At 57.3% G+C, this 20,531-nt stretch carries 17 protein-coding genes and 1 pseudogene; 7 read left to right on the top strand and 11 right to left on the bottom strand.

Annotated elements, in window-relative coordinates:
* Window positions 1-15: 15 nt before the first annotated feature.
* The 4 genes from ACIK7D_RS23765 to ACIK7D_RS23750 form a co-directional block, all read right to left on the bottom strand.
* Entirely contained in the window at window positions 16-3,150 is a 3,135-nt protein-coding gene (locus tag ACIK7D_RS23765; RefSeq protein WP_400157580.1) for a multidrug efflux RND transporter permease subunit, read from the bottom strand.
* Window positions 3,151-3,162: 12 nt separating this feature from the next.
* The gene (locus ACIK7D_RS23760; protein WP_400157579.1) at window positions 3,163-4,344 is read right to left on the bottom strand and encodes an efflux RND transporter periplasmic adaptor subunit; all 1,182 of its coding nucleotides are present in this window, start codon (window positions 4,342-4,344) and stop codon (window positions 3,163-3,165) included.
* Window positions 4,345-4,591: 247 nt separating this feature from the next.
* The gene (locus tag ACIK7D_RS23755; RefSeq protein ID WP_400157578.1) at window positions 4,592-5,377 is read right to left on the bottom strand and encodes a hypothetical protein; all 786 of its coding nucleotides are present in this window, start codon (window positions 5,375-5,377) and stop codon (window positions 4,592-4,594) included.
* A 75-nt stretch (window positions 5,378-5,452) separates the two neighbouring features.
* A complete protein-coding gene (locus ACIK7D_RS23750) occupies window positions 5,453-5,917 on the bottom strand; it encodes an SH3 domain-containing protein (RefSeq protein WP_400157577.1) in 465 nt (154 codons plus the stop codon).
* Window positions 5,918-6,459: 542 nt separating this feature from the next.
* Between ACIK7D_RS23750 and ACIK7D_RS23745 the strand changes: the two are divergent.
* Both ACIK7D_RS23745 and ACIK7D_RS23740 read left to right on the top strand, forming a co-directional pair.
* Window positions 6,460-7,588 (top strand): annotated as a pseudogene (locus ACIK7D_RS23745) (aldehyde dehydrogenase family protein).
* A gap of 169 nt (window positions 7,589-7,757) precedes the next feature.
* Window positions 7,758-8,183: a TolC family protein gene (locus ACIK7D_RS23740; protein WP_400157699.1), complete on the top strand. Its 426-nt coding sequence runs from the start codon at window positions 7,758-7,760 to the stop codon at window positions 8,181-8,183.
* A 27-nt stretch (window positions 8,184-8,210) separates the two neighbouring features.
* On the opposite strand, the gene ACIK7D_RS23735 is transcribed toward ACIK7D_RS23740, so the two are convergent.
* Entirely contained in the window at window positions 8,211-8,540 is a 330-nt protein-coding gene (locus ACIK7D_RS23735) for a hypothetical protein (RefSeq protein ID WP_400157576.1), read from the bottom strand.
* Window positions 8,541-8,756: 216 nt separating this feature from the next.
* Here ACIK7D_RS23735 and ACIK7D_RS23730 point away from each other — a divergent pair, with 216 nt between their 5' ends.
* From ACIK7D_RS23730 to ACIK7D_RS23710, 5 genes are all read left to right on the top strand, one after another.
* Complete coding sequence (locus ACIK7D_RS23730) at window positions 8,757-9,731, top strand: LysR family transcriptional regulator (RefSeq protein ID WP_400157575.1); 975 nt, start codon at window positions 8,757-8,759, stop codon at window positions 9,729-9,731.
* 252 nt (window positions 9,732-9,983) lie between these two features.
* The gene (locus ACIK7D_RS23725) at window positions 9,984-10,748 is read left to right on the top strand and encodes an amino acid ABC transporter permease (RefSeq protein WP_400157574.1); all 765 of its coding nucleotides are present in this window, start codon (window positions 9,984-9,986) and stop codon (window positions 10,746-10,748) included.
* A gap of 11 nt (window positions 10,749-10,759) precedes the next feature.
* Window positions 10,760-11,524, top strand: coding sequence for an amino acid ABC transporter ATP-binding protein (locus tag ACIK7D_RS23720; protein WP_400157698.1), 765 nt, complete (start codon window positions 10,760-10,762; stop codon window positions 11,522-11,524).
* The gene (gene ggt / locus ACIK7D_RS23715) at window positions 11,524-13,164 is read left to right on the top strand and encodes a gamma-glutamyltransferase (protein ID WP_400157573.1); all 1,641 of its coding nucleotides are present in this window, start codon (window positions 11,524-11,526) and stop codon (window positions 13,162-13,164) included. Before ACIK7D_RS23720 ends, ggt begins: the two co-directional genes overlap by 1 nt.
* 45 nt (window positions 13,165-13,209) lie before the next feature.
* Window positions 13,210-14,025, top strand: coding sequence for an ABC transporter substrate-binding protein (locus ACIK7D_RS23710; RefSeq protein ID WP_400157572.1), 816 nt, complete (start codon window positions 13,210-13,212; stop codon window positions 14,023-14,025).
* A 336-nt stretch (window positions 14,026-14,361) separates the two neighbouring features.
* Here the strand turns inward: ACIK7D_RS23710 and ACIK7D_RS23705 are convergent, their stop codons facing one another.
* From ACIK7D_RS23705 to ACIK7D_RS23680, 6 genes are read right to left on the bottom strand one after another with little or no spacing between them, the layout of a single operon-like run.
* Window positions 14,362-14,775 carry an NAD-dependent epimerase/dehydratase family protein gene (locus ACIK7D_RS23705; RefSeq protein ID WP_400157571.1) on the bottom strand — a complete coding sequence of 138 codons (414 nt, stop codon included), beginning with the start codon at window positions 14,773-14,775 and terminating at the stop codon, window positions 14,362-14,364.
* Window positions 14,776-14,804: 29 nt separating this feature from the next.
* Complete coding sequence (locus tag ACIK7D_RS23700; RefSeq protein WP_400157570.1) at window positions 14,805-15,530, bottom strand: ribonuclease activity regulator RraA; 726 nt, start codon at window positions 15,528-15,530, stop codon at window positions 14,805-14,807.
* Window positions 15,531-15,538: 8 nt separating this feature from the next.
* Window positions 15,539-17,272 carry an L-arabinonate dehydratase gene (gene araD / locus ACIK7D_RS23695; RefSeq protein ID WP_400157569.1) on the bottom strand — a complete coding sequence of 578 codons (1,734 nt, stop codon included), beginning with the start codon at window positions 17,270-17,272 and terminating at the stop codon, window positions 15,539-15,541.
* Window positions 17,273-17,332: 60 nt separating this feature from the next.
* Window positions 17,333-18,430, bottom strand: coding sequence for an ABC transporter ATP-binding protein (locus tag ACIK7D_RS23690; RefSeq protein ID WP_400157568.1), 1,098 nt, complete (start codon window positions 18,428-18,430; stop codon window positions 17,333-17,335).
* A 7-nt stretch (window positions 18,431-18,437) separates the two neighbouring features.
* Window positions 18,438-19,523 (bottom strand): carbohydrate ABC transporter permease, encoded by a 1,086-nt coding sequence (locus ACIK7D_RS23685; RefSeq protein WP_400157567.1) that lies wholly within the window; start codon window positions 19,521-19,523, stop codon window positions 18,438-18,440.
* Window positions 19,516-20,514: a sugar ABC transporter permease gene (locus ACIK7D_RS23680; RefSeq protein ID WP_279772798.1), complete on the bottom strand. Its 999-nt coding sequence runs from the start codon at window positions 20,512-20,514 to the stop codon at window positions 19,516-19,518. The genes ACIK7D_RS23685 and ACIK7D_RS23680 overlap by 8 nt, the downstream gene beginning before the upstream one ends.
* Window positions 20,515-20,531: the final 17 nt, after the last annotated feature.

Here is a 20,531-nt window from a genome sequence, read left to right as displayed (position 1 = left end):
TGTCCTCGTACCAGTTCAGGCGCCTGGGTGAGGGGCGACAGGAGACGCGATTTTTTCAGGTTCCGAGCCGCGTCGATTAAACATCTTCATGACCACGACGTAGAAGACGGGCACGAAAAGGACGGCGAGCACTGTGGCGGAAATCATCCCCCCGAAGACACCGGTTCCGATCGCGTGCTGAGTTTCTGCACTGGCGCCACGAGCGAGCATCAGGGGAACGACACCAAGCGCGAAGGCGAGCGATGTCATCAGTATCGGCCGAAGGCGCAGCCGGGCTGCCTCTATCACTGCCTCGTGCAGGTCGTGCCCTTCAGTGCGAATGTTCTTTGCGAACTCGACGATCAGGATCGCATTTTTTGCCGACAGACCGATGATTGTGATTAGGCCGACCTTGAAGAACACGTCGTTCTCCAGACCTCGCAGCAACACGGCCGCAACGGCTCCAAGAATGCCAAGCGGCACCATGAGCATGACCGAAATCGGGATCGACCAGCTTTCGTAGAGCGCAGCCAGGACGAGAAACACGACCAGCATCGAAAGCGCGAGCAATATCGGCGCTTGCGAAGCGGATTGTTTCTCCTGAAGCGACTGGCCCGTCCATTCGACCATGAAGCCGGGAGGGAGTTGCGAGGCTAGCCGTTCCATCTCGGCCATGGCGTCGCCGCTCGACACGCCGGGGGCGGCGCTGCCGGCAATACGCGCGGCAGGATAGCCATTGTAGCGAACGAGCTGGAGCGGGCTGTCCTCCCAGGCCGGCGTAACCACCTCTGAGAGCGAAACCATGCCGCCGGCATTGTTGCGCACATAAAGCTTCAGCACATCATCGATCTGCATGCGGTTGGGCGCATCGGCCTGCACGATCACCTGCTGGAGGCGACCGGCGTTGGGAAAGTCGTTGACATAGGTCGATCCTATCGCTGCTGTCAGCGTGTCGCTGATCATGGTGAACGGTACGCCAAGGGCCTCAGCTTTCTGCCGGTCGATCTTCAGCGCGACACTGAACCCGCCGGGCAAGCCTTCAGGATAGACGCGGGCAACCCGTTTGCTTGCCACTGCTAGTTTCAGAAGCTGTGCCTGGGCTGCCTGCAGGGCTGCATTGCCTCGATTGGAGCGGTCCTCAAGGCGTAATGAAAAGCCGGAGGTGGTGCCGAGGGCGTCGATCGCCGGAGGCTTCAGGCTCATGACCGTGCCCTCGGGCGCTGCCGCCATGGCTTCGGTCGCTGCCGCCACTTCCTCGTTGATCGTGCCTGTCCGCTCGCTCCAGTCTTTCATCGAGGTAAACGCCATGGCAGCATTTGGACCCGAACCGGAAAAACCGAAGCCTAGGATCGAGATGTTATTGTCGACTTCTGGTCGCGCCGCGATGTGGTCGTCGTACATCACCACGATGCTGCGTGTGCGCTCTGCTGTTGCGTCGGCCGGCAGGGAGAAGGATGTCATGAAGCTGCCTTGGTCCTCCTCGGGAACGAAAGCCGACGGGAGTTGAATATAGCCATAGCCGAGCAACGCGACGATCACGGCATAAAGAGCCATCATCCGCCCGCCGCGCCGGACGAGAGCGGCGACCCAACCGGCATAACCGTCCGTCATCCGGTCGAAGGAGCGGTTGAACCAGCCGAAAAAGCCCTTCTTTCGGTGGTGCTCCGTGCCGACCGGCTTGAGCAGCGTCGCACACAAAGCCGGCGTCAGTGTCAGGGCGAGGAAGGCCGAGAACAGAATCGATACCGCCATGGACAGGGTGAACTGCCGGTAGATCGCCCCGACCGATCCGGATGCAAGGCCCATCGGGATGAACACCGCCGACAGCACCAGCGTGATGCCGATCACAGCCCCCGTGATCTCCCTCATGGCTTTCTGCGTGGCTGGCTTGGGTGGCAAGCCCTCTGTCGCCATGATGCGCTCGACGTTCTCGACCACGACAATCGCGTCATCGACGATGATGCCGATCGCCAACACCATGCCGAACATGGTCAGCACATTGATGGAGAAGCCAGTGATGAGCATCACCGCGAACGTGCCGAGAAGGGCGATCGGGGCGACGATTGCCGGGATCAGCGTGTAGCGAACCTTCTGCAGGAACAACAGCATGACCAGGAAGACCAGCACCATGGCTTCAAACAAGGTATGGATAACCTTCTCGATCGAAATTTTTACGAACGGAGCGGTGTCGTATGGAATGGCGAATTCCATGCCTGCAGGCATTGCCCGCGCCAGTTCGGCCATACGCTCACGGACTGCCGCGACCGTACTCACGGCGTTTGCGCCAGGTGCTAGTTGGATCGCCAAAGCCGTCGCCTCTTTGCCATTGCTGCGGATGACGAAACCGAGACTCTGGGCACCGATCTCGATGCGCGCAACATCGCCGAGCAGCAGCTTGGAGCCGTCCGCTTCCGAGCGCAGCACGATTGAGGCGAACTCCTCGGGTGTCGTCAGTTGTCCGTGGACCGTCAGGGGGATGCTCACCTTCTGGCCGGGTACGGTCGGCTCGGCACCGACTCGTCCAGGTGCAATCTGCACATTCTGCGTTTGGATAGCCTGGGTGATCTTAGCAAAGGCCAGTGAGTAGGAGACCAGCTTGGCGGGATCCACCCATATCCGCATCGCTTTTTCCGAACCGAAGGCCTGGACGCGGCCAACGCCTTCAATCCGCTTCAATTCTTCGGCGATATTGCGGGTCATGTAGTCGCCAAGCGTCAGCGGATCGTAGCGCTCGTCCGTAGACGTGAGTGTTACGAGCATCAGAAAGTTCGATGCCGCCGACTCGACATTAACGCCGGTGCGGCGCACGGCTTCAGGAAGACGGGCCTCCGCCGCCTTGAGGCGGTTCTGCACATCGACCTGCGCCATTTCCGGATCGGTGCCCGGTTTGAAGGTCGCTGTGATGCTTGCGCTACCGGATGTATCGGCGGTCGATTCAAAGTAGAGAAGGTTCTTGACACTCGAGAGCTCCCGCTCGATCAACCCTATCACACTGTCATTGATCGTTTGCGGCGTCGCACCGGTGTAAGTCGCACCAATACTGACGCTCGGCGGTGCGATCGTCGGATAGCGGGATATCGGGAGCTGCGGGATGGCGATGACCCCCGCAAGAACGATGAAGATGGCAATGACCCAGGCAAAGACGGGGCGATTGATGAAGAACTGAGGCATGACGCTCGCTCCTCAGTTCTTTGCCGACGCGTCGGGCGCATGAAATTCTGCGGTTTCGACAGGCGCTCCGTCCTGGACTCGCTCCTGACCTTGCACGACGACGATCTCCCCGGGTTTCAGGCCGGAGGTCACGATGGCGCGACGGTCGATGATCTCTCCGATATCAACGTTACGGCGTGCTGCCTTCTGGTCGCCGCCGACGATAACCAATTGCGACTGCCCTGTTGGGTCACGAACGACGGCTTCCTGCGGCACCATCAGCGCATTGTGCCGCACACCGCGCGGCAGCCGAGCCCGGACATACATGCCGGGAAGCAACAGCCGATTCGGATTGTCGACCTGCACCCGTACAGTGACGTTGCCCGTCCCCGGATCGACGCTAATTTCAGAAAAGAGGGCTTTTCCCGAAACGGAGTAGGGCTTCTCGCTCGCGCCAAGGATCGTAACCGGGATCCTCGAGGCGTCGTCAAATTGCCCCGACTTCGATGCCTCGCGGATTACATTGAGCTGCGAGGCAGGCTGCCTGACATCGACATAGACCTGATCGATCTGCTGGACGATCGCCAACGCATTCGAGCCGGTAGTAGATACCAGAGCTCCTTCGCTGACCAGGGATTGCCCGATCCGGCCTGCGATCGGCGCGCGGACAGTGGCGAAATCCAGATCGAGACGACGACGTTGCAATGTTGCCCGCGCTTCCGCAACGTTCGCTTTGGCCTGTGCCAGGTCGGCTACCGCCTCCTCGTAGGTCTCGTGGCTGATCGCTTTGGTTTCGATGAGTTGCTCGGCACGATCAAACTTGCCCTTGAAACGTACGAGAGCGGCCTCAGCTCTTTGGAGGGCTGCTGCTGCGCTATCGACGTCCGCCTTGAACGGTTCAGCGTTAATCTGGAATAGTTTCTGGCCGGCCTGGACTTCGGACCCTTGCTCGAACAACCGTTTCTCGAGGATGCCGCCGACTTGTGGCCTGATCTCCGCAGTCCGAAAGGCAGAGACACGGCCTGGTAACTCGTCCGCGAGCGTAATGGTTTCCGGTTTCGCTGTGACAATTGTGACCAAGACTTGAGGCATTGACGTTTGAGCAGCATCAACAGCCCCCTGTCCGCCGCCATCGCAGGCGGAGAGCAGCGGCAGCATCATAGAGCAAAAAAGAATGGAAACAGTTCGTAATTTTTGAGGCATCGTCAGGTCCATTGCGGGATTGCGCGTGAGACACGCCATTTATTAAACCATTGGCCTACCTCGCGTCGGAAAACCGTGGAGACAGCGTTGAGGAATAATGGAGAGATTTTGGGCAGGCTTGCGCCACTACACCGCCGCCGGAGAACCGGCTTAAACGAACTGGATCGAAGGCACTCGGATTAAAGCGATCAGCATTCATCTGAAGGGTTCTTCACCAGCAGGAATATCTCACGCCGCCAATCTAACGCGTGTCAAAGGCTTACACGGCAACGAATTCTACCTTGATCCGATCCGGATCCTCGATGAAGAGCGCGTAATAATCAGTACCGCCGTTCGCAAAGGGGTACTTCTCATCATAGAGGCTGGCGATACCGCTCTCCAGACAATAATGCCTGATTGAGTCGACCACCTCTTTGCCCTTCACCCTAAAGGCTATGTGATTGAGACCGATCCCGCATCGATGATACTGGCGGAATGCGTGTTTTTCAGCCACTTGCACGAAGGTGAGGTAAGCGTCGTGTTCGTTGGCAAGTGTGAAGCCCTCGCTCCAACGACTGCTTTCCACATATCCTAGCTTCGCGAGAAGCGTCGACCAGAAAACATGAGAGGCATCAAGGTTCGATACGTAAATCTCGATGTGGTGAAGCATCAGAGCACCTCTTGAAAAATCATCCTTGGCGCGTACGGGTTTGACGACCATCCAAATAGGCGGGGGGTGAGAGTATCTATTAATCGCAAATGCGAACCCGTTGCCGCTCATAGACACCACGATAGTCGTTCCAAACATTGCGCCATGTCCGATAGCAGGCCAGAAGGGGTGCAGTTTTGCTGCGGTGGCACCCAGCGCTATGCCGCCAACCATACCGAGCGCTACGGCCGCACCGATGTCGCCGGATGAGTGAAAACGGTCATTGTAGCTCTCGGCATAATACGAACCGCCATAGCCATCCTCGTAGTATTCCCAGTCGCCCGCATGCGCAAAGGTCGGCAAAAGGACGAGAGGCAGCATAGGCAGGACCAATCTTACTTTGCGGAAGATGTTCATCATAAAGCTCCTTTGGATATTAGGATGCTTTATTGTCTTTCACTTGTATCGGCATTGCGCGCAGTTTTAATTGGGTTAATCCCACTGGTCGTGCCAGCCTGGCGGTAAACCTTCGGTTTGCCACTCATAGTCGTCCCAAGTGTCCAACTCGCTGTAAAAATCGTAATCATGATAATAAGTGTTCCAGTATTCGGAAATGTTGAAGCTAACAATGGGAATTTCACCGAGACGGAAGGCCGCTGAAGGCACATAAACCCGCCGGTTATCGTAGACAAATTGTAGATACGCTCCCGAGGCCCAACCACGTGCCTGGCCTAGAGAAATGTCGCACCAGCGATATCGTTGAACGCAACCGTGAATAGTAACATCTTCTCCGGCTGATACCATGTGAAAAGCGGGGAAGCGCACACCCGGACCCGCTCGCAAATTGAGATTTGTGGTGGAGAAACCACTGGTGGCAGCCAAAGCAGAGAGCGGCACGATAGAAAAACCCGCGGCACACAGTGTTGCTGCAGCTAGCACTTTCATCGAATATTTCATATAAAGCTCCAAATATGTTTGACTGGCAGAAGTCCACCATCGCCGGAAACCATTGCATGGCTCATGTTTAGGCCGCGTCGACGATCGATGGATATTTGGTTGAGCCGTTCCGTGTTCGGCCCCACTTCGCTCGCAACCTGTTGGTTATGGGATGGCTCCTCCTCCTTCAATCACGAGACATCATACTCGATGTTCTCGGAAGGACGGGCCATCCCATAACCAACACAAGGCGTGTTCTTGCAGTTTATCGATCCCGCCGCCTTTTCCGGCCTTGACGCTTTTCTTGCCGAAACAAGCGAATTCGTCAGGCGCTGCAAGGAGAGCCGTGTTGCGGGCGGGGGCGCGGAATAAGGCTTCCCGGCGAGCGGGCCATGTCCGAGAAGAAACGACAGATGCGAGATGGGCTCGAAATCAGTGATGATCTTTTCAACCGTCTCGTCGCCCTTACCGAGAAATCCGGGTCAAGGACATTCCAACCGCTCCGATTGCTTGCCTGACGCCAACAGCTGCATCTGCAATCCAAAGATCATTTCAGGAAAGTCATGACGATCTATCAGAACCTGATTGCCAGCGAATGGGTCGGCTCTGACGCCTCGAAGAACATCAATCCATCTGACACGAACGACGTCGTAGGCATATGCCCAGGGTAGCGCCGAGGACGCGAAGCAGGCGATTGCTGCGGCCAAGGCCGCCTTTCCCGCCTGGTCACGCTCCGGCATCCTGGAGCGCCATGCGATCCTGAAGAAGACGTCCGACGAAATCCTTGCCCGCAAGGAGGAGCTCGGCGCACTTCTGGCCCGTGAAGAGGGCAAGACGCTGCCCGAGGCAATCGGCGAAGTTACCCGCGCCGCCCAGATCTTCGATTTCTTCGCCGGGAGGCACTCCGCCTGACCGGCGAGGTCGTGCCTCCGCGCGTCCGGGCATCGGCGTCGAGATCACCCGCGAGCCGCTCGGCGTCATCGGCATCCTCACGCCTTGGAATTTCCCCATCGCCATTCCGGCCTAGAAGATCGCGCCGGCGCTCTGCTACGGCAACACGGTCGTCTTCAAGCCGGCCGATCTGGTGCCGGGTTCGGCTCACGCGAATCGTCGATATCCTGCACCGCGTTGGCCTGCCGAAGGGCGTCCTCAATCTCGTCATGGGCCGCGGCTCCGTCGTCGGCCAGGCCATGCTCGACAGCCCGGATCTTGCCGGCATCACGTTTACCGGCTCCACCGGCACGGGCAAATGCGTTGCGCTTGCCTTGATCGAGCATAACCGCGCCAAGCTAGCCTTCGGCGGCGAACTCCTGAAGCACGACACGCCCGGCTTCTATCTGCAGCCGACGCTCTTCACCGAGGCGACCAACCAGATGCGCATCTCGCGGGAGGAAATGTTCGGGCCGGTTGCATCGCTCATCCGCGTCAAGGATTACGACGAGGCTTTGGCCGTCGCCAACGACACGCCTTACGGCCTGTCGGCCGGCATCACTACGACCGGCCTTGAAATATGCGGCACATTTCAAGCGAAATTCGGAAGCCGGCATGGTGATGGTCAACCTGCCGACGGCCGGCGTCGATTTCCACGTGCCGTTCGGCGGCCGCAAGGGCTCCTCCTTCGGCCCGCGCGAACAGGGCAGATACGCCGCCGAGTTCTTCACCGTGGTCAAGACCGCCTATACGCAGCCGTAGCGATGAAACTCGGGCCTCTGCATCCACCATCCCTGTTGCGGGATGCAGAGTTCCGGATTTCCTGCACTCTTCGGCCACGTAACAAAAGGCGCCATCGTCCGCTGGCATGGCAGGTCATTCGCAGATCAGGACACGTTTCCATCGATACGATCCGGTATAATCGTTCCAGATATTTCTCCCGGCGCCGTGGCAGTCAGGCTTCTCCGGACTGCCGGCCGACCTTCTCGCCTGCCGCCCGGATTTGCGCGCTGCAGAGGCGAGGTTAAGTGCTTCGTTGAAAGGTGTCGACGAGATACGCGCCAGTTTCTATCCGCCAATCTCGCTCACCGGCGCGCTCGGTACCAGCAGTCAGCAACTCGCCTCCTTCATCTCCAACCCGGTTGCCACCATAGGTGCCGGCACCGCACTTTTCTTCCCCAATCTCAAAGATATGAAGCTGACTGAGACAGTGTCAAAGGCGCAGTACGAAGAGGCCGCGCTAACCTTTTGCGGCACGTTGCTTAACGCCTTCTCCGAGGTTGCCAACGCGCTCGGCGCCCGCGCTGACTATGCCGAAAGGGCAAGGTGTCTGCGCAATGTGCTGTCGGCCGCATAGGAAGTTGAGCGGCTGGCTGACCGAGGCTCAATATCGGGCTGGAGCCATTGCTCTGCGCGTTTGGATCGACGGGTAGGAGCGTTGCCGCACAGCCGGATTGCGCTTGCGGACATCCGTCTCGCGCAGCTCATCAACGGATTTCTCCTTTATCGTGCGCTTGGCGGCAGCACCGAGACTGTTGGTGGACGGATCATCGGAGATGGCGGAGCTGTTCCGTAATGCTGTTGCGAAAATATCGCTGATCCACGGCTGGAGCGATGAACGGTAGCGAACTGCATACCCAAGCCCGAGGCGCGGACCGTTGTTGTCACAACGATTTCCATCAATCATTACAGGATAGGTATCGACCGAGGCCAACTGTAGCAGTCTGTCTTGCGCCCGGACACCTCTTGTTGCGACGGTCTCAATCGCGCGCTGGTCGACCCAACAGCTAGGAAACGTGTCGCGGCGGAGCTTGTTTCGCGCTCGCCCGAGACCAAGCGGCGCGGGGCTCAATCGCAGGCCAAAGAAGCGATTGACTGGGCCCACATCAATCGTCCATCAATTTCAATCATTTGGTCTGCGGAGGAAACGATGACCGAGAGCCCGGATCTTCGATCCATCCGAATTTTTCTCACCGTCTGTGAGACGCTCAATATGACGGAGGCAGCCCGCCGCTTGGGCATTACCCAGTCGGCGGTGTCACACAGCGTCCTCAGCCTTGAGCGGCTTGTGCGGGATCAAGTCTTTGACCGGCAGACCCGGCCGATGTCCCTTACTCCGGTGGGCCATGCGCTTTTCGAAGCCGCCCAAAGGGTAGATGCGTCATTCCGCACGTTTCATTTAACTATCGACAATATGAAAGCGGGGAAAATTCCTCATCTCCGTATCGGGTTAACCAGTTCACTGCCCGGCGCTTTGATACCTTATTTAACCTCGGCTATCAGCGAACACGTGGACAGAATCACCATTCGAACCGGACTAACGCCCGACCTAAGAGCCTCTCTGATGTCCGGTGAAATCGACGCGGCGGTAATGATCAACCGCCAATTGGATGCACACCTCGTCACATATAGCGCCCTGACTGAACCTTACATTCTCGCAGCCCCTTCGAGCTTTGGCGAAATTGGATCTCTTTCTGACCTTCTCGAGATTTCGAAGCGCCTACCTTTCATTCGTTGGATTGGAGGATATATGGGCCGGGATATCGAAGCCCACCTGAAGCGCTTGCGGATATATCCACCGGAGCGATTTGCATTGGATGACCGCAATGCGGTCATGAACACTATCGACGCGGGCCTCGGCTGGGCTGTTATTACGCCTTTGAGTGCCTATGATGTCTGGCAGCATTCGACGAATATAAGGCTACATCCATTTCCGGGAGCCGTGTTTCAGCACAGTCTGGTCGCCGCTCACAAGCCAGGTCAGTTCGGCTGGATGGCTGAACGTTGTGCAGCCATGGTTCGTGACATCATAAAAACGCGTCTTTTGCCGGATCTCACAGCACGCTCCCCGTGGCTCCGGGAAACGATTATCTTTCCACAGAGCACGTTGCATCATGACTCCTAGACGACCATCATCATGAATCAATTTCATGATGAATGCGCATTCCACCTCTTAAAAAGGCGCGCGTCGGTTCGATTCATCATAATATTTTTCTGCAATTTCAATAATATAATACTGCGGCCCTCTGCTTGCTGTTATAGGAAAAAACCAGTGCCGACGGGGCGCGGCATATTATTTGTTCATGGACATTCGGTCGAGATTTTACCATCGTTGAGTCCCGCCATACGGCATGCAAGTACACCAGATGGGACCGTTATGTTTGGAAACCTCAATCTCGATCCAGAGTTTTTCATTCGCTATTTGTTTAATCCGCCAGAGATCATCTTGGCGGGAGTTTGGATCACGATCTGGGTTTCTGTGGTGTCGATGGTCTTCGGCGTCGTCCTTGGTCTGTTCGTGGCTCTCGCGCGAATGTCTCAACATTGGTGGCTCAGCAAGCCGGCACGAGCATACATCTGGTTTTGGCGGGGAACCCCCGTACTCGTCCAGCTTGTTCTTATTTACACTGGCGTCGCGGCCTCGGGTCTTTACCTTTACCCCGACTTCGACCTCGGTCCCATTCATATCTCCGGCGCGCTGCAAGCAGCCATCTTGGCACTTTCGCTCAATGAGTCGGCATATATGGCTGAAATTTTTCGAGCGGCGATTGGAGCGATCGAAAAGGGGCAGGGCGAAGCGGCACAAGCAATCGGAATGCGCCCATCGGCCGCAATGCGATGGATCATTTTGCCACAAGCGGCAAGGATCGTGATGCCGCCTCTTGGAAATGAGATCACGTTGATGATCAAGAGCACCTCGCTCCTGGCGGTGATCGGAGTACGAGAGCTGTTTGGAACGCTGCAGTCGTTGAACGCTGCAACCTTCCGTACCTTCGAACTCTTTGCGATAGCGGCAATCTGGTACCTTCTCCTCACCAGTATAACCGCGCTTCTTCAGAGATTTATCGAACACCGCCTAGCACGTCAGGAATGGCCGGTTGAGGTGAACGTAACCAGCATCGCATCGGAGAACCGCAGGTGAGCAATTCACATATCCAGAAGCCTTTGGTGCAAGTCATCGACGTCTGTAAGTCTTACGGTCACCATCAGGTGCTTCATAACGTTTCCCTGGACGTTCAAAAAGGAGAAGTCGTCTGCTTGATCGGCCCTTCAGGGTCCGGAAAGACAACGCTCGTCCGCACGATCAACCACCTCGAGAAGATCAATTCAGGCCGTATCCTCGTGGACGGCGAGATGATCGGTTACCGTCTTTCCGGCGACCGCTTGATAGAAGAGAGAGTTGCGGTTGTTGCCAAACAGCGACTCAAGACAGGGATGGTCTTTCAGCGCTTCAACCTCTTCCCCCACCTGACCGCCCTAGAGAACATCACGATAGGCCCTATTCGGGTGCAGCGCCGGCCGCAGGCCGAGGTGGAAGCGGAGGCCCTGGCGCTTTTGAGAAAAGTTGGTCTTGAGGATAAGTTCAAGAACTACCCCGGTCAGTTGTCCGGGGGTCAACAGCAGCGCGTTGCCATAGCGCGAGCGCTTGCCTTGAAACCTTCCGTACTTCTCTTCGACGAACCCACAAGTGCTTTAGATCCGGAAACAGTCGGTGATGTTCTCAAGGTAATGGCGGAGGTCGCCGCAGCGGGCATGACCATGATTGTCGTCACCCATGAGATGGGCTTCGCCCGTGAAGTGGGAGATCGGGTGGTGATGATGGACGCGGGGCGCATCGTCGAAGTAGCAACGGCCGCTCAGTTTTTCCGTGCCCCGGTGCATGAGCGCACGAGAAGTTTCCTGAAAGGCATCAAATAATGAACGCGATGATGTGGCCGTGGCTCTCCGGGGTTGAGCGCTATCCAAAACTCTCCGGTTTCCGACCTATTCTCGGCGAAGATGGAATGGTTTCATCGCCTCATGCAAAGGCGTCTGCCGTCGGCGTGGAGGTTCTTCGAAAGGGGGGCAACGCTGTCGATGCCGCGATCGCAACCAGCGCTGCACTTATGGTCTTGCTGCCAATGCAGTGCGGACTGGGCGGCGACGCATTCTGGCTCATCGCATCACCCAGAGGAATAGAGGCGCTCGATGCCTCCGGTCGTGCTCCCCGCACAGCGAGTGCCGAGCAACTGCGTTCATCAGGGTATAGCGCAGTACCATCCAGATCGGCCTACGCCGTGACCGTCCCTGGGGCGGTCAGCGGCTGGATGGAGGCACATGCAGCTCTAGGATCGATCAAACTTTCCGAACTCCTTCGGCCAGCCATCGAGATTGCTGAGCAGGGATACTTTCTCAGCCGACATGGGGTAGCCAGCTTCCGTGTCGCGGAGCGTGATTTGCGGGAAAAAGGCGCTTTGGGGATATGGAGCAGTCGCGGCGAGTTGCCCAACCTATACCAGCGAATCCGGCAGGTTTCACTGGCTAGAACCTTAGACTCGATCGGTAGAAGCAAGGGGGAGGAATTTTATCGTGGCGAAATCGCTCGCTCGATCACCGAAACCGTGCGCAACTCTGGAGGATGGCTGACCGAGGGGGATCTGGCCGACCATACGGCGGAATGGGTGACCCCGATAAGCACCAACTTCCGTGGGTACGACGTTTTCACAACGCCGGCATCCACGCAAGGCTTTGCCCTACTTGCCGCCCTTGCACGCGTTTCTTCGGTGTCAGAACTGCCGCTTTCCAATTTTTCTGCCGATAACATTCATCTTCTCGTAGAAGCGGTTGGAGCTTCCCTTCAGGATCGTGATGCGTTCAACGACGATCGGAGACGGGTAGGCCCGGCGTTGGAAAGCCTGTGGTCCAACGATTGGATAAGCGACTTTTCTGATCAATTTGATCCCCAAAGGCGTAGTGCGTTTTCCGCACAGCCAGGGAACCGCACCACCAAGGGCGACACAGCCCATCTCGCTGTCGTTGATTGCAATGGCATGGCTGTTTCCCTCATCCAAAGTCTGTTCTTCGACTTTGGATCGGCGATACCTGTCAACACTCATGGCTTCACGCTTCAAAACCGGGGCGCAGCCTTTCATCTCGATGAAGGCGAGCCAGGCGTACTCGAAGGCGGTATGAGGCCGCCTAGCACCCTAATGCCAAGTATCCTAATGCGTGGGAACATGCCCAGTCTGGTGTTCGGTTGCATGGGCGGAGATGGGCAAGTCCAAACGCAGCTTCAGTTGCTGATAGACCTCGTGGATGACCAGCTTGATGTCCAGCAAGCAATCTCAAAGCCTCGTTGGTATCTCGACCGTTCGGGTGAAGGCGAATGCAAGTTGCTGATGGAAGAGGGTTTTGAACTCGCGACAAGGGAGGCGCTTGAACGTAAAGGCCACAAGATTGGTCTTTTGACCCGCTGGGAAGAAATCATGGGCCACGCTCAGGCAATTGCGATCACGACGGACAAGGTCATGGTTGGCGGGGCTGACCCGCGCTCCGACGGCCAGGTCGCCGCACTCTAAGAGGCCACCTGAAGATTTAAACTGCTCAACAAAAGGGGAATGACAATGAAGAAACGAGTTACTGTTTTGTTGGCGGCTGCAGCCGCTATATTGATCCAGTCAGTGATCCCGACACAGGGTGCCGATATCAAGCTTCCAGAAAAAATTCAGAAGTCGAAGCAGATCATTTTTTGCACCGATGTCGGTTTTCCGCCATGGGAAATGTTGAGCCCCGCAACACAGAAGCCCGAAGGCTTCGATATCGATATCGCTGCGGCGGTGGCAAAGGTCCTTGGGGTCACAAGCACGCATAAGAACATCTCGTTTGATGGTCTTGTGCCGGCGCTCCAGGCCGGCCAGTGTGATGCCATCATTTCCGGATTCTATGACAAGCCAGACCGTCGCAAGGTTGTCGATTTCGCGAATTACGCCATCACCGGGACAGCGCTTATCGTAAAAGCGAACAGCAATCTCACTCTGAAAACGCTCGCCGATCTTTCAGGTCGAAAGATCGCGGTTGGTATCGGCACCGCAGGTGAAGGTCTTATGCAGGAGACCAACAGCGCACTGAAAGCGGGAGGACGGCCGGAAATCAAGGCTGTTGCTCTGCCGACGAGCGCAGAGGCCTTTCAACAACTCGCTGCCGGTCTTGTTGAGGGCTATCTCGGATCCAGTGACCAAGCGGCCTACTACAACAAGCGGAACCCCGGCTCCGTGAAGCTGGCAGGTCCGGCTGTCAACCAGTTTCCGACAGGCATCGCAACGCTTCCGGGAAATCGTGAACTCCACGATGCCTTTGAAGCCGCGATCACCGAAATCAGGGCAAATGGCGAGTACGTCCGTATCTTAAAGATCTGGTCGTTCGAGGATCTTGCACTTTAATGTAGAGGGTCGGGCGCAATTTTGCGGGCCGCCCATTTTCGCAAATCCGCCGCTCTGTCAGAGTGGAAAACGGAAAGTTGAGCTACCGGGAACACCGCTTTCGAAAGAGAGTAGTGTCTCCGGTTCGGCTCGGCTCGTCGTTGCGTGCCATGGGTCGTTACGAACAAAGTATTGAGATTTGTGCCGCCGAAACACGGCACGGTAGGCCAACTTGCCGGCAATCGATAAAATCTCTATCACTTCGCCAGAAGAGGACAAGCTGTTGATTCCGGTCGATATGCCACCTGCAATCCAGTAGAAAGAATCGGCATTATCCGCTGCTCCGTCCGGCCGCCCTTATTCGTCCGGAAAGACGTGTAGCCGACGGGGAACGTCGAGGGGACTGACTGTTTCCGTGCGCGGATAAAAGCCAACGGTATGGTTGCTCGAGGCGAGTACGATACGTCGAACGTCGTTGCCTCGCGCAGCTTCATAGAGGTTGTAGACCCCGCAGATATTGGCGCTCAAAATGTCGTCGAATTCCGCTTCGGTGGAAATGCCGCCAAAATGAATGACGGCATCAACCCCGCGCAATGCGGCAAACATCGAACTCGCATCGGCAAGATCCGCCTCCACGTATTCCTCGTGATCATGGAGGGCTTCGGGTGGTCGCACGTCGATCAGCCGCAAGAAATCGACTTCCGGTCTCAGAAAATTCCTGATCCGCGAGGCAATATGGCCGGAGCCGCCGGTCATGGCGATACGCTTCACATCTTTCTCCCGAAATGAGGGCAGGACGCTCAGCGACCGGTACGCTCACGCCATGCACGATAGTCGGCTTCAGCTTTCTCGGTGGTAGGTGGATAGAGCCCGATCACGGCCGCGCCATCGTTTACCTGCTCCAGCACGAAGTCCTCGAACGTCTCCATTCCGGTGCACTCATCCGCGAGTTCCTCGACGAGATGGGCAGGAATGACCATGACGCCGTCTCCGTCACCGACGAGGACATCACCCGGGAACACGGCCGCGTCGCCGCAAGAGATCGGCACATTGATATCAAGCGCCTCGTGAAGGGTGAGGTTAGTGGGCGCCGACGGCGCCTGGTGGTAGGCCGGCATATCGAGCCTGGCGACGCCCTCCGCGTCACGGAAGCCGCCATCGGATACCACGCCGGCACATCCTCTTTTTGCGAGCCGTGTTACGAGGATCGATCCCGCAGACGCCGCGCGAGCGTCTTTCCGGGCGTCCATCACGAGCACCCAACCGGGCGGGCATGTTTCAACGGCGACGCGCTGGGGATGGTCGGCGTTGCGGAAGACGGTGATCGGATTGCGGTCCTCGCGGGCCGGGATATATCGCAGCGTGAAGGCCTGCCCGACCATGTTGGCGCCTTTCCAGGAAACCGGGCGGACGTTCTGAATGAACTGATTGCGAAGACCCCGTTTATACAAAGCTGTCGCGATCGAGGCTGTCGATACCTTCTTCAACTTTGTCCTCGTCTCATCGGTCAGAATGACATCGGTCATATTGGCTCCTAATTGATGACCGGCTCGTCTACCGGACGGCCGAACTCTGTGGTCAGGAAGTCGAAGTCGCAGCCTTTGTCGGCCTGCTGGATGTGTTTGGAAAAGACGAAGCCGTAGCCGCGCTCATATCTTGGCTCAGGCGCAGACCACTCGTCGCGCCGCCGCTGTAGCTCTTCGTCGGATACCAGCATGTTGAGTGTCCTGGCGGGCACGTCCAGTTCAACCATATCGCCTGTCTTCAACAGCGCGAGCGGTCCCCCAATGAAGGACTCGGGCGCGACATGCAGGACGCAGGCTCCGAACGATGTACCTGACATGCGCGCATCGGAAATCCGGACCATGTCGCGCAGGCCCAGCTTCAAAAGTGCCTTAGGCATTGGGACCATGCCCCACTCCGGCATTCCCGGCCCACCCTGTGGCCCGGCGTTGCGCAGGACCAGTACGGTATCGGGCGTAATCGGATAGTCTGGATCGTCGATGATCTTCTTCATCTCCGGGTAACTGTCGGCGACAAGTGCTGGGCCGCGATGTCGGTGGAATTTGGGATCGCAGGCGGCCGGCTTGATGACCGCGCCATCGGGACAAAGGTTACCTTTGAGAACGGCAAGCGAGCCTTCATGGTATACGGGATTGCTCAGCGGCCGGATCACGTCCTCGTTCCAGATTTTTACCTGATTCAGTCCATCTGTCAGTGGCTTACCAGTGACTGTGATCGCCGTACTGTCGAGCTTATCTCCCAACTGCTTCATCAGCGCACGCAGCCCGCCGGCATAATAGAAGTCTTCCATCAGATACGCCGTCCCGGACGGGCGAACATTGGCAATCACGGGCGTTGTGCGGCCGATCCGGTCCAGATCATCCAATTCCAGCGGCACACCCGCGCGACGTGCCATGGCGATCAGGTGGACAATCGCGTTGGTGGAACAGCCGGTGGCCATCGCGACGGTCACGGCGTTGTTCACGGCGGCCGGCGTGATGATCTTGTCGGGCGTCAGGTCATCCCAGACCATCTCGACGATGCGCCGGCCACATTGCGTGGACATTCGTTGATGACCAGCGTCGGCGGCCGGAATGGAGGATGCACCCGGCAATGTCAGGCCCAAGCCTTCGGCGATCGCCGTCATGGTCGACGCGGTCCCCATTGTCATGCAGTGACCATAGGAGCGGGCGATACCGCCTTCGATCCCTTGCCATTCCTCCTTCGAGATTGTACCGGCGCGGCGCTCGTCCCAGAACTTGAAGCCGTCCGTGCCGGATCCAAGGTATTTGCCTGCATAGTTACCGCGTAGCATCGGTCCTGCCGGCAGATAAACGAAGGGCAGCCCCATGCTGACAGCGCCCATGATAAGGCCAGGCGTTGTCTTGTCGCAGCCGCCCATCAGTACAGTGCCGTCGACCGGGTGAGAGCGCAACAGTTCCTCAGTCTCCATTGCCAGCATATTGCGGTAAAGCATAGTCGTCGGCTTGACGAAATTCTCCGACAGTGACAGCGCCGGCAGTTCCATCGGGAAGCCGCCCGACTGAAGCACCCCCCGCTTGACCCACTGCACACGATCCTTGAAGTGCATATGGCAGGGTTGGGCGTCGGACCAGGTATTGATGATCGCGATGATCGGCCGTCCTTCCCAATCGGCGAGATCGTAACCCATCTGCATCGTGCGTGAGCGATGTCCGAACGAACGTTGGTCGTCGGGCACCATCCATCGTGCTGAGCGCAACTGCTCGTAAGTCTTGCGTGCCATTTTATCTTCCCAAAATCGTTGTGATGCGTCGCAGGAGGCAGCGCATAAGTTTGAGGGCGGTTAGTGTAGGCGGACGGCCCCGACGGGATCCACGCGCAAACCCTTTGCATCGAAGAGGTGAAGGCTGCCGCTCTTGGGACTGACGCGTCTGACGTCGCCTGCAGCTACGGCGCTCTGCCCTTGCTCGTGAACGAGGACAGGCTCTCCTCCTGGAAGGGCAGCGTGGAGATAACTGCTTGCGCCATGCTGTTCGGCAACCGAGACGGAAATCGGCCAATCGCCGCCCTCAGAAACAATGAGGTCCTCAGGACGGACGCCGAGCGTAACTTTGTCTCCGACGGATAGCGGATAGTCGCCCGGCAGCGTCAGCCTGATATCGGAACCCACGGCAAACACGACCGATTCGCGGTCTCTGGTTTCGATCCTGCCCTCGATCAGGTTCATGCGGGGTGAGCCGATAAAACCGGCAACGAATGTATTGGCGGGGCGGTTATAGAGGTCGAGCGGAGCGCCGACCTGCTCAATAACGCCTTTTCTAAGAACTACGATTTTGTCGGCCATCGTCATGGCCTCCACCTGGTCGTGGGTCACATAGATCATGGTGTTCTTGAGTCGCTTGTGGAGCTTGGTAATCTCCAACCGCATGAGGACCCGGAGCTCAGCGTCGAGGTTGGAAAGTGGTTCGTCGAAGAGGAAGATCTTGGGGTCGCGGGATATGGCGCGGCCGATTGCGACGCGCTGCCGCTGACCGCCCGAAAGCTGAGCGGGACGCCGATCAAGCATGGCATCGATCTGCAGCATCTGGGCCGCACCCTGAACACGCCGATCAATTTCTTCCTTGGCCATGCCGATATTTTCAAGGCCGAAGGAAAGGTTCTGCCGGACACTCATATGCGGATAAAGGGCGTAGGACTGGAAGACCATCGCAACCCCGCGCTTGGCGGCGGAGGTATCGATGACGCTCTTGCCATCGATGCGAATGTCGCCTGAAGTGGACTCTTCAAGTCCAGCAATCATGCGCAGCAAGGTCGATTTACCACATCCCGAGGGTCCGACGAATACGACGAACTCACCGTGTTCGACCTTGAGGTTGACATTGGGAATAACGTCGACTTGTCCGAACGCCTTCTTCAGATTTTCAAGTTGGAGTTTGGCCATTGGATACTCACTTAATACCGGTCGATGCGATGCCGGTGGTGATGTAGCGTTGCAGGAAGATAAAGACGCAGGCGAGCGGAAGCGCTGTCATCGTCGTCATCGCGAGAAGCAGGTCGTAGCGGATCTCGAACTCGGTCTGAAATGAGTTGAGGGCGAGTTGAAGCGTGTAGACTTCGCGACGGTTCAGGATCACGAGCGGCAGCAGGAAGTCGTTCCACCGCGAAAGGATCGAGAAGATCGCGACGACCGCAAGCGCCGGCGTTGAAAGCGGCAGCATGATGCGCCAGAAAATCCGCCACTCGCTCGCATTGTCCATTCTGGCGGCCTCGAGAAGCTCGTCGGGAATGGTCAGCATGTATTGGCGCAGCAGGAAGACCCCGGTGGGAGTGGCGACCGTCGGCAGGATGACACCCCAGAGGTTTCCGACAAGCCCCAGCTCAGACACGATCAGGAAGACCGGCACAAGGACGACAGTCGCCGGAATCATTAACGTGGAGAGGATAGCGAACAACGCGACGTTTCGACCCGTGAACCTGTATTTGGACAGCGCGAAGGCAGCCATGGCGTTCATGATCACAGTGATCAGCGTAGCGATGACAGTGATGAACAGGCTGTTGTAGACGTAGAGACCGATCCGGTTGTCCGACCCCGACAAGAGGTTGTAGTAATTCTCCACCGCGAAGTGCACCTTTTTGACAGGAACGGCGTTGGCGACCTGGATAGCCACAGGGGAGGCAGACGGAACATTCGGATCCACCATCTGTGCCATGCGGCCGACCCGCCGGATTTGAGCAAGCCTCGACTTGGAACCATCCGGCATCGTGACATCATAGAGCGGTAGCGGGTCCTGATGGCCGGCAATCGTCACCATCTCAATCTGATACGGAAGAACCGTAGGCGGGAACTCCTTCAAATTGGTCTGACTCTTGAACGAGGAAAGCACGATCCAGATGATTGGTACGAACATCACCACGAGGCCGAGCAGCAGGAAACCGTAAGTCAGCCAGTCGGTAATGTCGAAGCGGTTCCTGCCACGCCGAACCTTGAACATGTTGGTCAGTGCAGATAATGAATTCATTCCGATGTCAGCCATTGTTGGATTTCCTCGACAGGGCCATCTGAAGACCGGTGAAGATCAACAGCACGATCCCGAGCAGTAGCGATGCGGACGCCGCCAGACCAAAATTGCGGGGTTGGACAGCAAAACCGACCTCATAGATGTATTGGACGATCAGCATCGTTGCAGATCCTGGGCCTCCGCCGGTGAGGACATAAAGCTCGTCGAAGGTCTGGACCGACCGGATGATGCAAAGCACGAAAACGACGAGAAGGATGGGCTTCAGCAGGGGAAGAGTGATCGCAGTGAAGGTCTTGATATGCCCGGCCGAGTCCATCTTGGCAGCTTCATAGACGTCCCGTGGGATGGACTGCAGGCCTGCAAGAATTATAACCGTATAAAAACCCATGTGAGCCCAGACCGTTACAAACACAGACCAGAAGAAGGCCGTATCTGGCTGAGCGAGCCAGTTCGCCGTCGGAAGGCTGGCCCAAGATAGTATCCCATTCAGGGCGCCCTCGCGCTGGAGAATCCATTGCCAGGTCAACGCGACGACCACCGGGGACAGCATAACGGGGAAAAAGAACACGCTGCGAAAGAAACCCCGGCCCGGCAGGCTGCGGTTCAAGCAGATCGCTGCCGCCATCGACACGCCGACCATCGCAATGACCTGAATGGGCACGAAGATCAGACTGTTGCGCACCGCGCGCCAGAAAAGGTCTGTCGCGCAGCTTGAAGGATCGAGATAGCTCTGGCAATCAAGCAGAACGTCGAAATTCTCGCTGCCGACGAAGGGCCGTTCGGTCAGGTAGAGTCGATCACTTCCGGTCATCGAATAATAGACATTGATCAGAACCGGCAGGAGCGAAAACAAGATCAATGCGATGAGGTTTGGCAGCAGAAATACCCAGGGCATTTTCTTGATGCCCAGAACTTTCTGCATGCCCACGAATAGAGGTTCGACGATCCTCGCGGGCAGCGCGAGTACCATGGTGGCCGCCGAACCAAACGCAGTTTTCGCTGTCATATTTTCACTCCTACGAG

This window comes from Agrobacterium sp. P15N1-A (assembly GCF_044626815.1).
Taxonomy (GTDB): Bacteria; Pseudomonadota; Alphaproteobacteria; order Rhizobiales; family Rhizobiaceae; genus Agrobacterium; species Agrobacterium leguminum.
Note: the sequence above shows the minus strand (reverse complement) of the source record. Positions and strands in the feature narration are given on the sequence as shown.

What these genes read in the sequence shown, in the direction of transcription:
- ACIK7D_RS23765 (WP_400157580.1), bottom strand. Translation starts at nt 3,150, where the DNA reads ATGCCTCAGTTCTTCATCAATCGCCCCGTCTTTGCCTGGGTCATTGCC.
- ACIK7D_RS23760 (WP_400157579.1), bottom strand. Translation starts at nt 4,344, where the DNA reads ATGGACCTGACGATGCCTCAAAAATTACGAACTGTTTCCATTCTTTTT.
- ACIK7D_RS23755 (WP_400157578.1), bottom strand. Translation starts at nt 5,377, where the DNA reads ATGAACATCTTCCGCAAAGTAAGATTGGTCCTGCCTATGCTGCCTCTC.
- ACIK7D_RS23750 (WP_400157577.1), bottom strand. Translation starts at nt 5,917, where the DNA reads ATGAAATATTCGATGAAAGTGCTAGCTGCAGCAACACTGTGTGCCGCG.
- ACIK7D_RS23730 (WP_400157575.1), top strand. Translation starts at nt 8,757, where the DNA reads ATGACCGAGAGCCCGGATCTTCGATCCATCCGAATTTTTCTCACCGTC.
- ACIK7D_RS23725 (WP_400157574.1), top strand. Translation starts at nt 9,984, where the DNA reads ATGTTTGGAAACCTCAATCTCGATCCAGAGTTTTTCATTCGCTATTTG.
- ggt (WP_400157573.1), top strand. Translation starts at nt 11,524, where the DNA reads ATGAACGCGATGATGTGGCCGTGGCTCTCCGGGGTTGAGCGCTATCCA.
- ACIK7D_RS23710 (WP_400157572.1), top strand. Translation starts at nt 13,210, where the DNA reads ATGAAGAAACGAGTTACTGTTTTGTTGGCGGCTGCAGCCGCTATATTG.
- ACIK7D_RS23700 (WP_400157570.1), bottom strand. Translation starts at nt 15,530, where the DNA reads ATGACCGATGTCATTCTGACCGATGAGACGAGGACAAAGTTGAAGAAG.
- araD (WP_400157569.1), bottom strand. Translation starts at nt 17,272, where the DNA reads ATGGCACGCAAGACTTACGAGCAGTTGCGCTCAGCACGATGGATGGTG.
- ACIK7D_RS23690 (WP_400157568.1), bottom strand. Translation starts at nt 18,430, where the DNA reads ATGGCCAAACTCCAACTTGAAAATCTGAAGAAGGCGTTCGGACAAGTC.
- ACIK7D_RS23685 (WP_400157567.1), bottom strand. Translation starts at nt 19,523, where the DNA reads ATGGCTGACATCGGAATGAATTCATTATCTGCACTGACCAACATGTTC.
- ACIK7D_RS23680 (WP_279772798.1), bottom strand. Translation starts at nt 20,514, where the DNA reads ATGACAGCGAAAACTGCGTTTGGTTCGGCGGCCACCATGGTACTCGCG.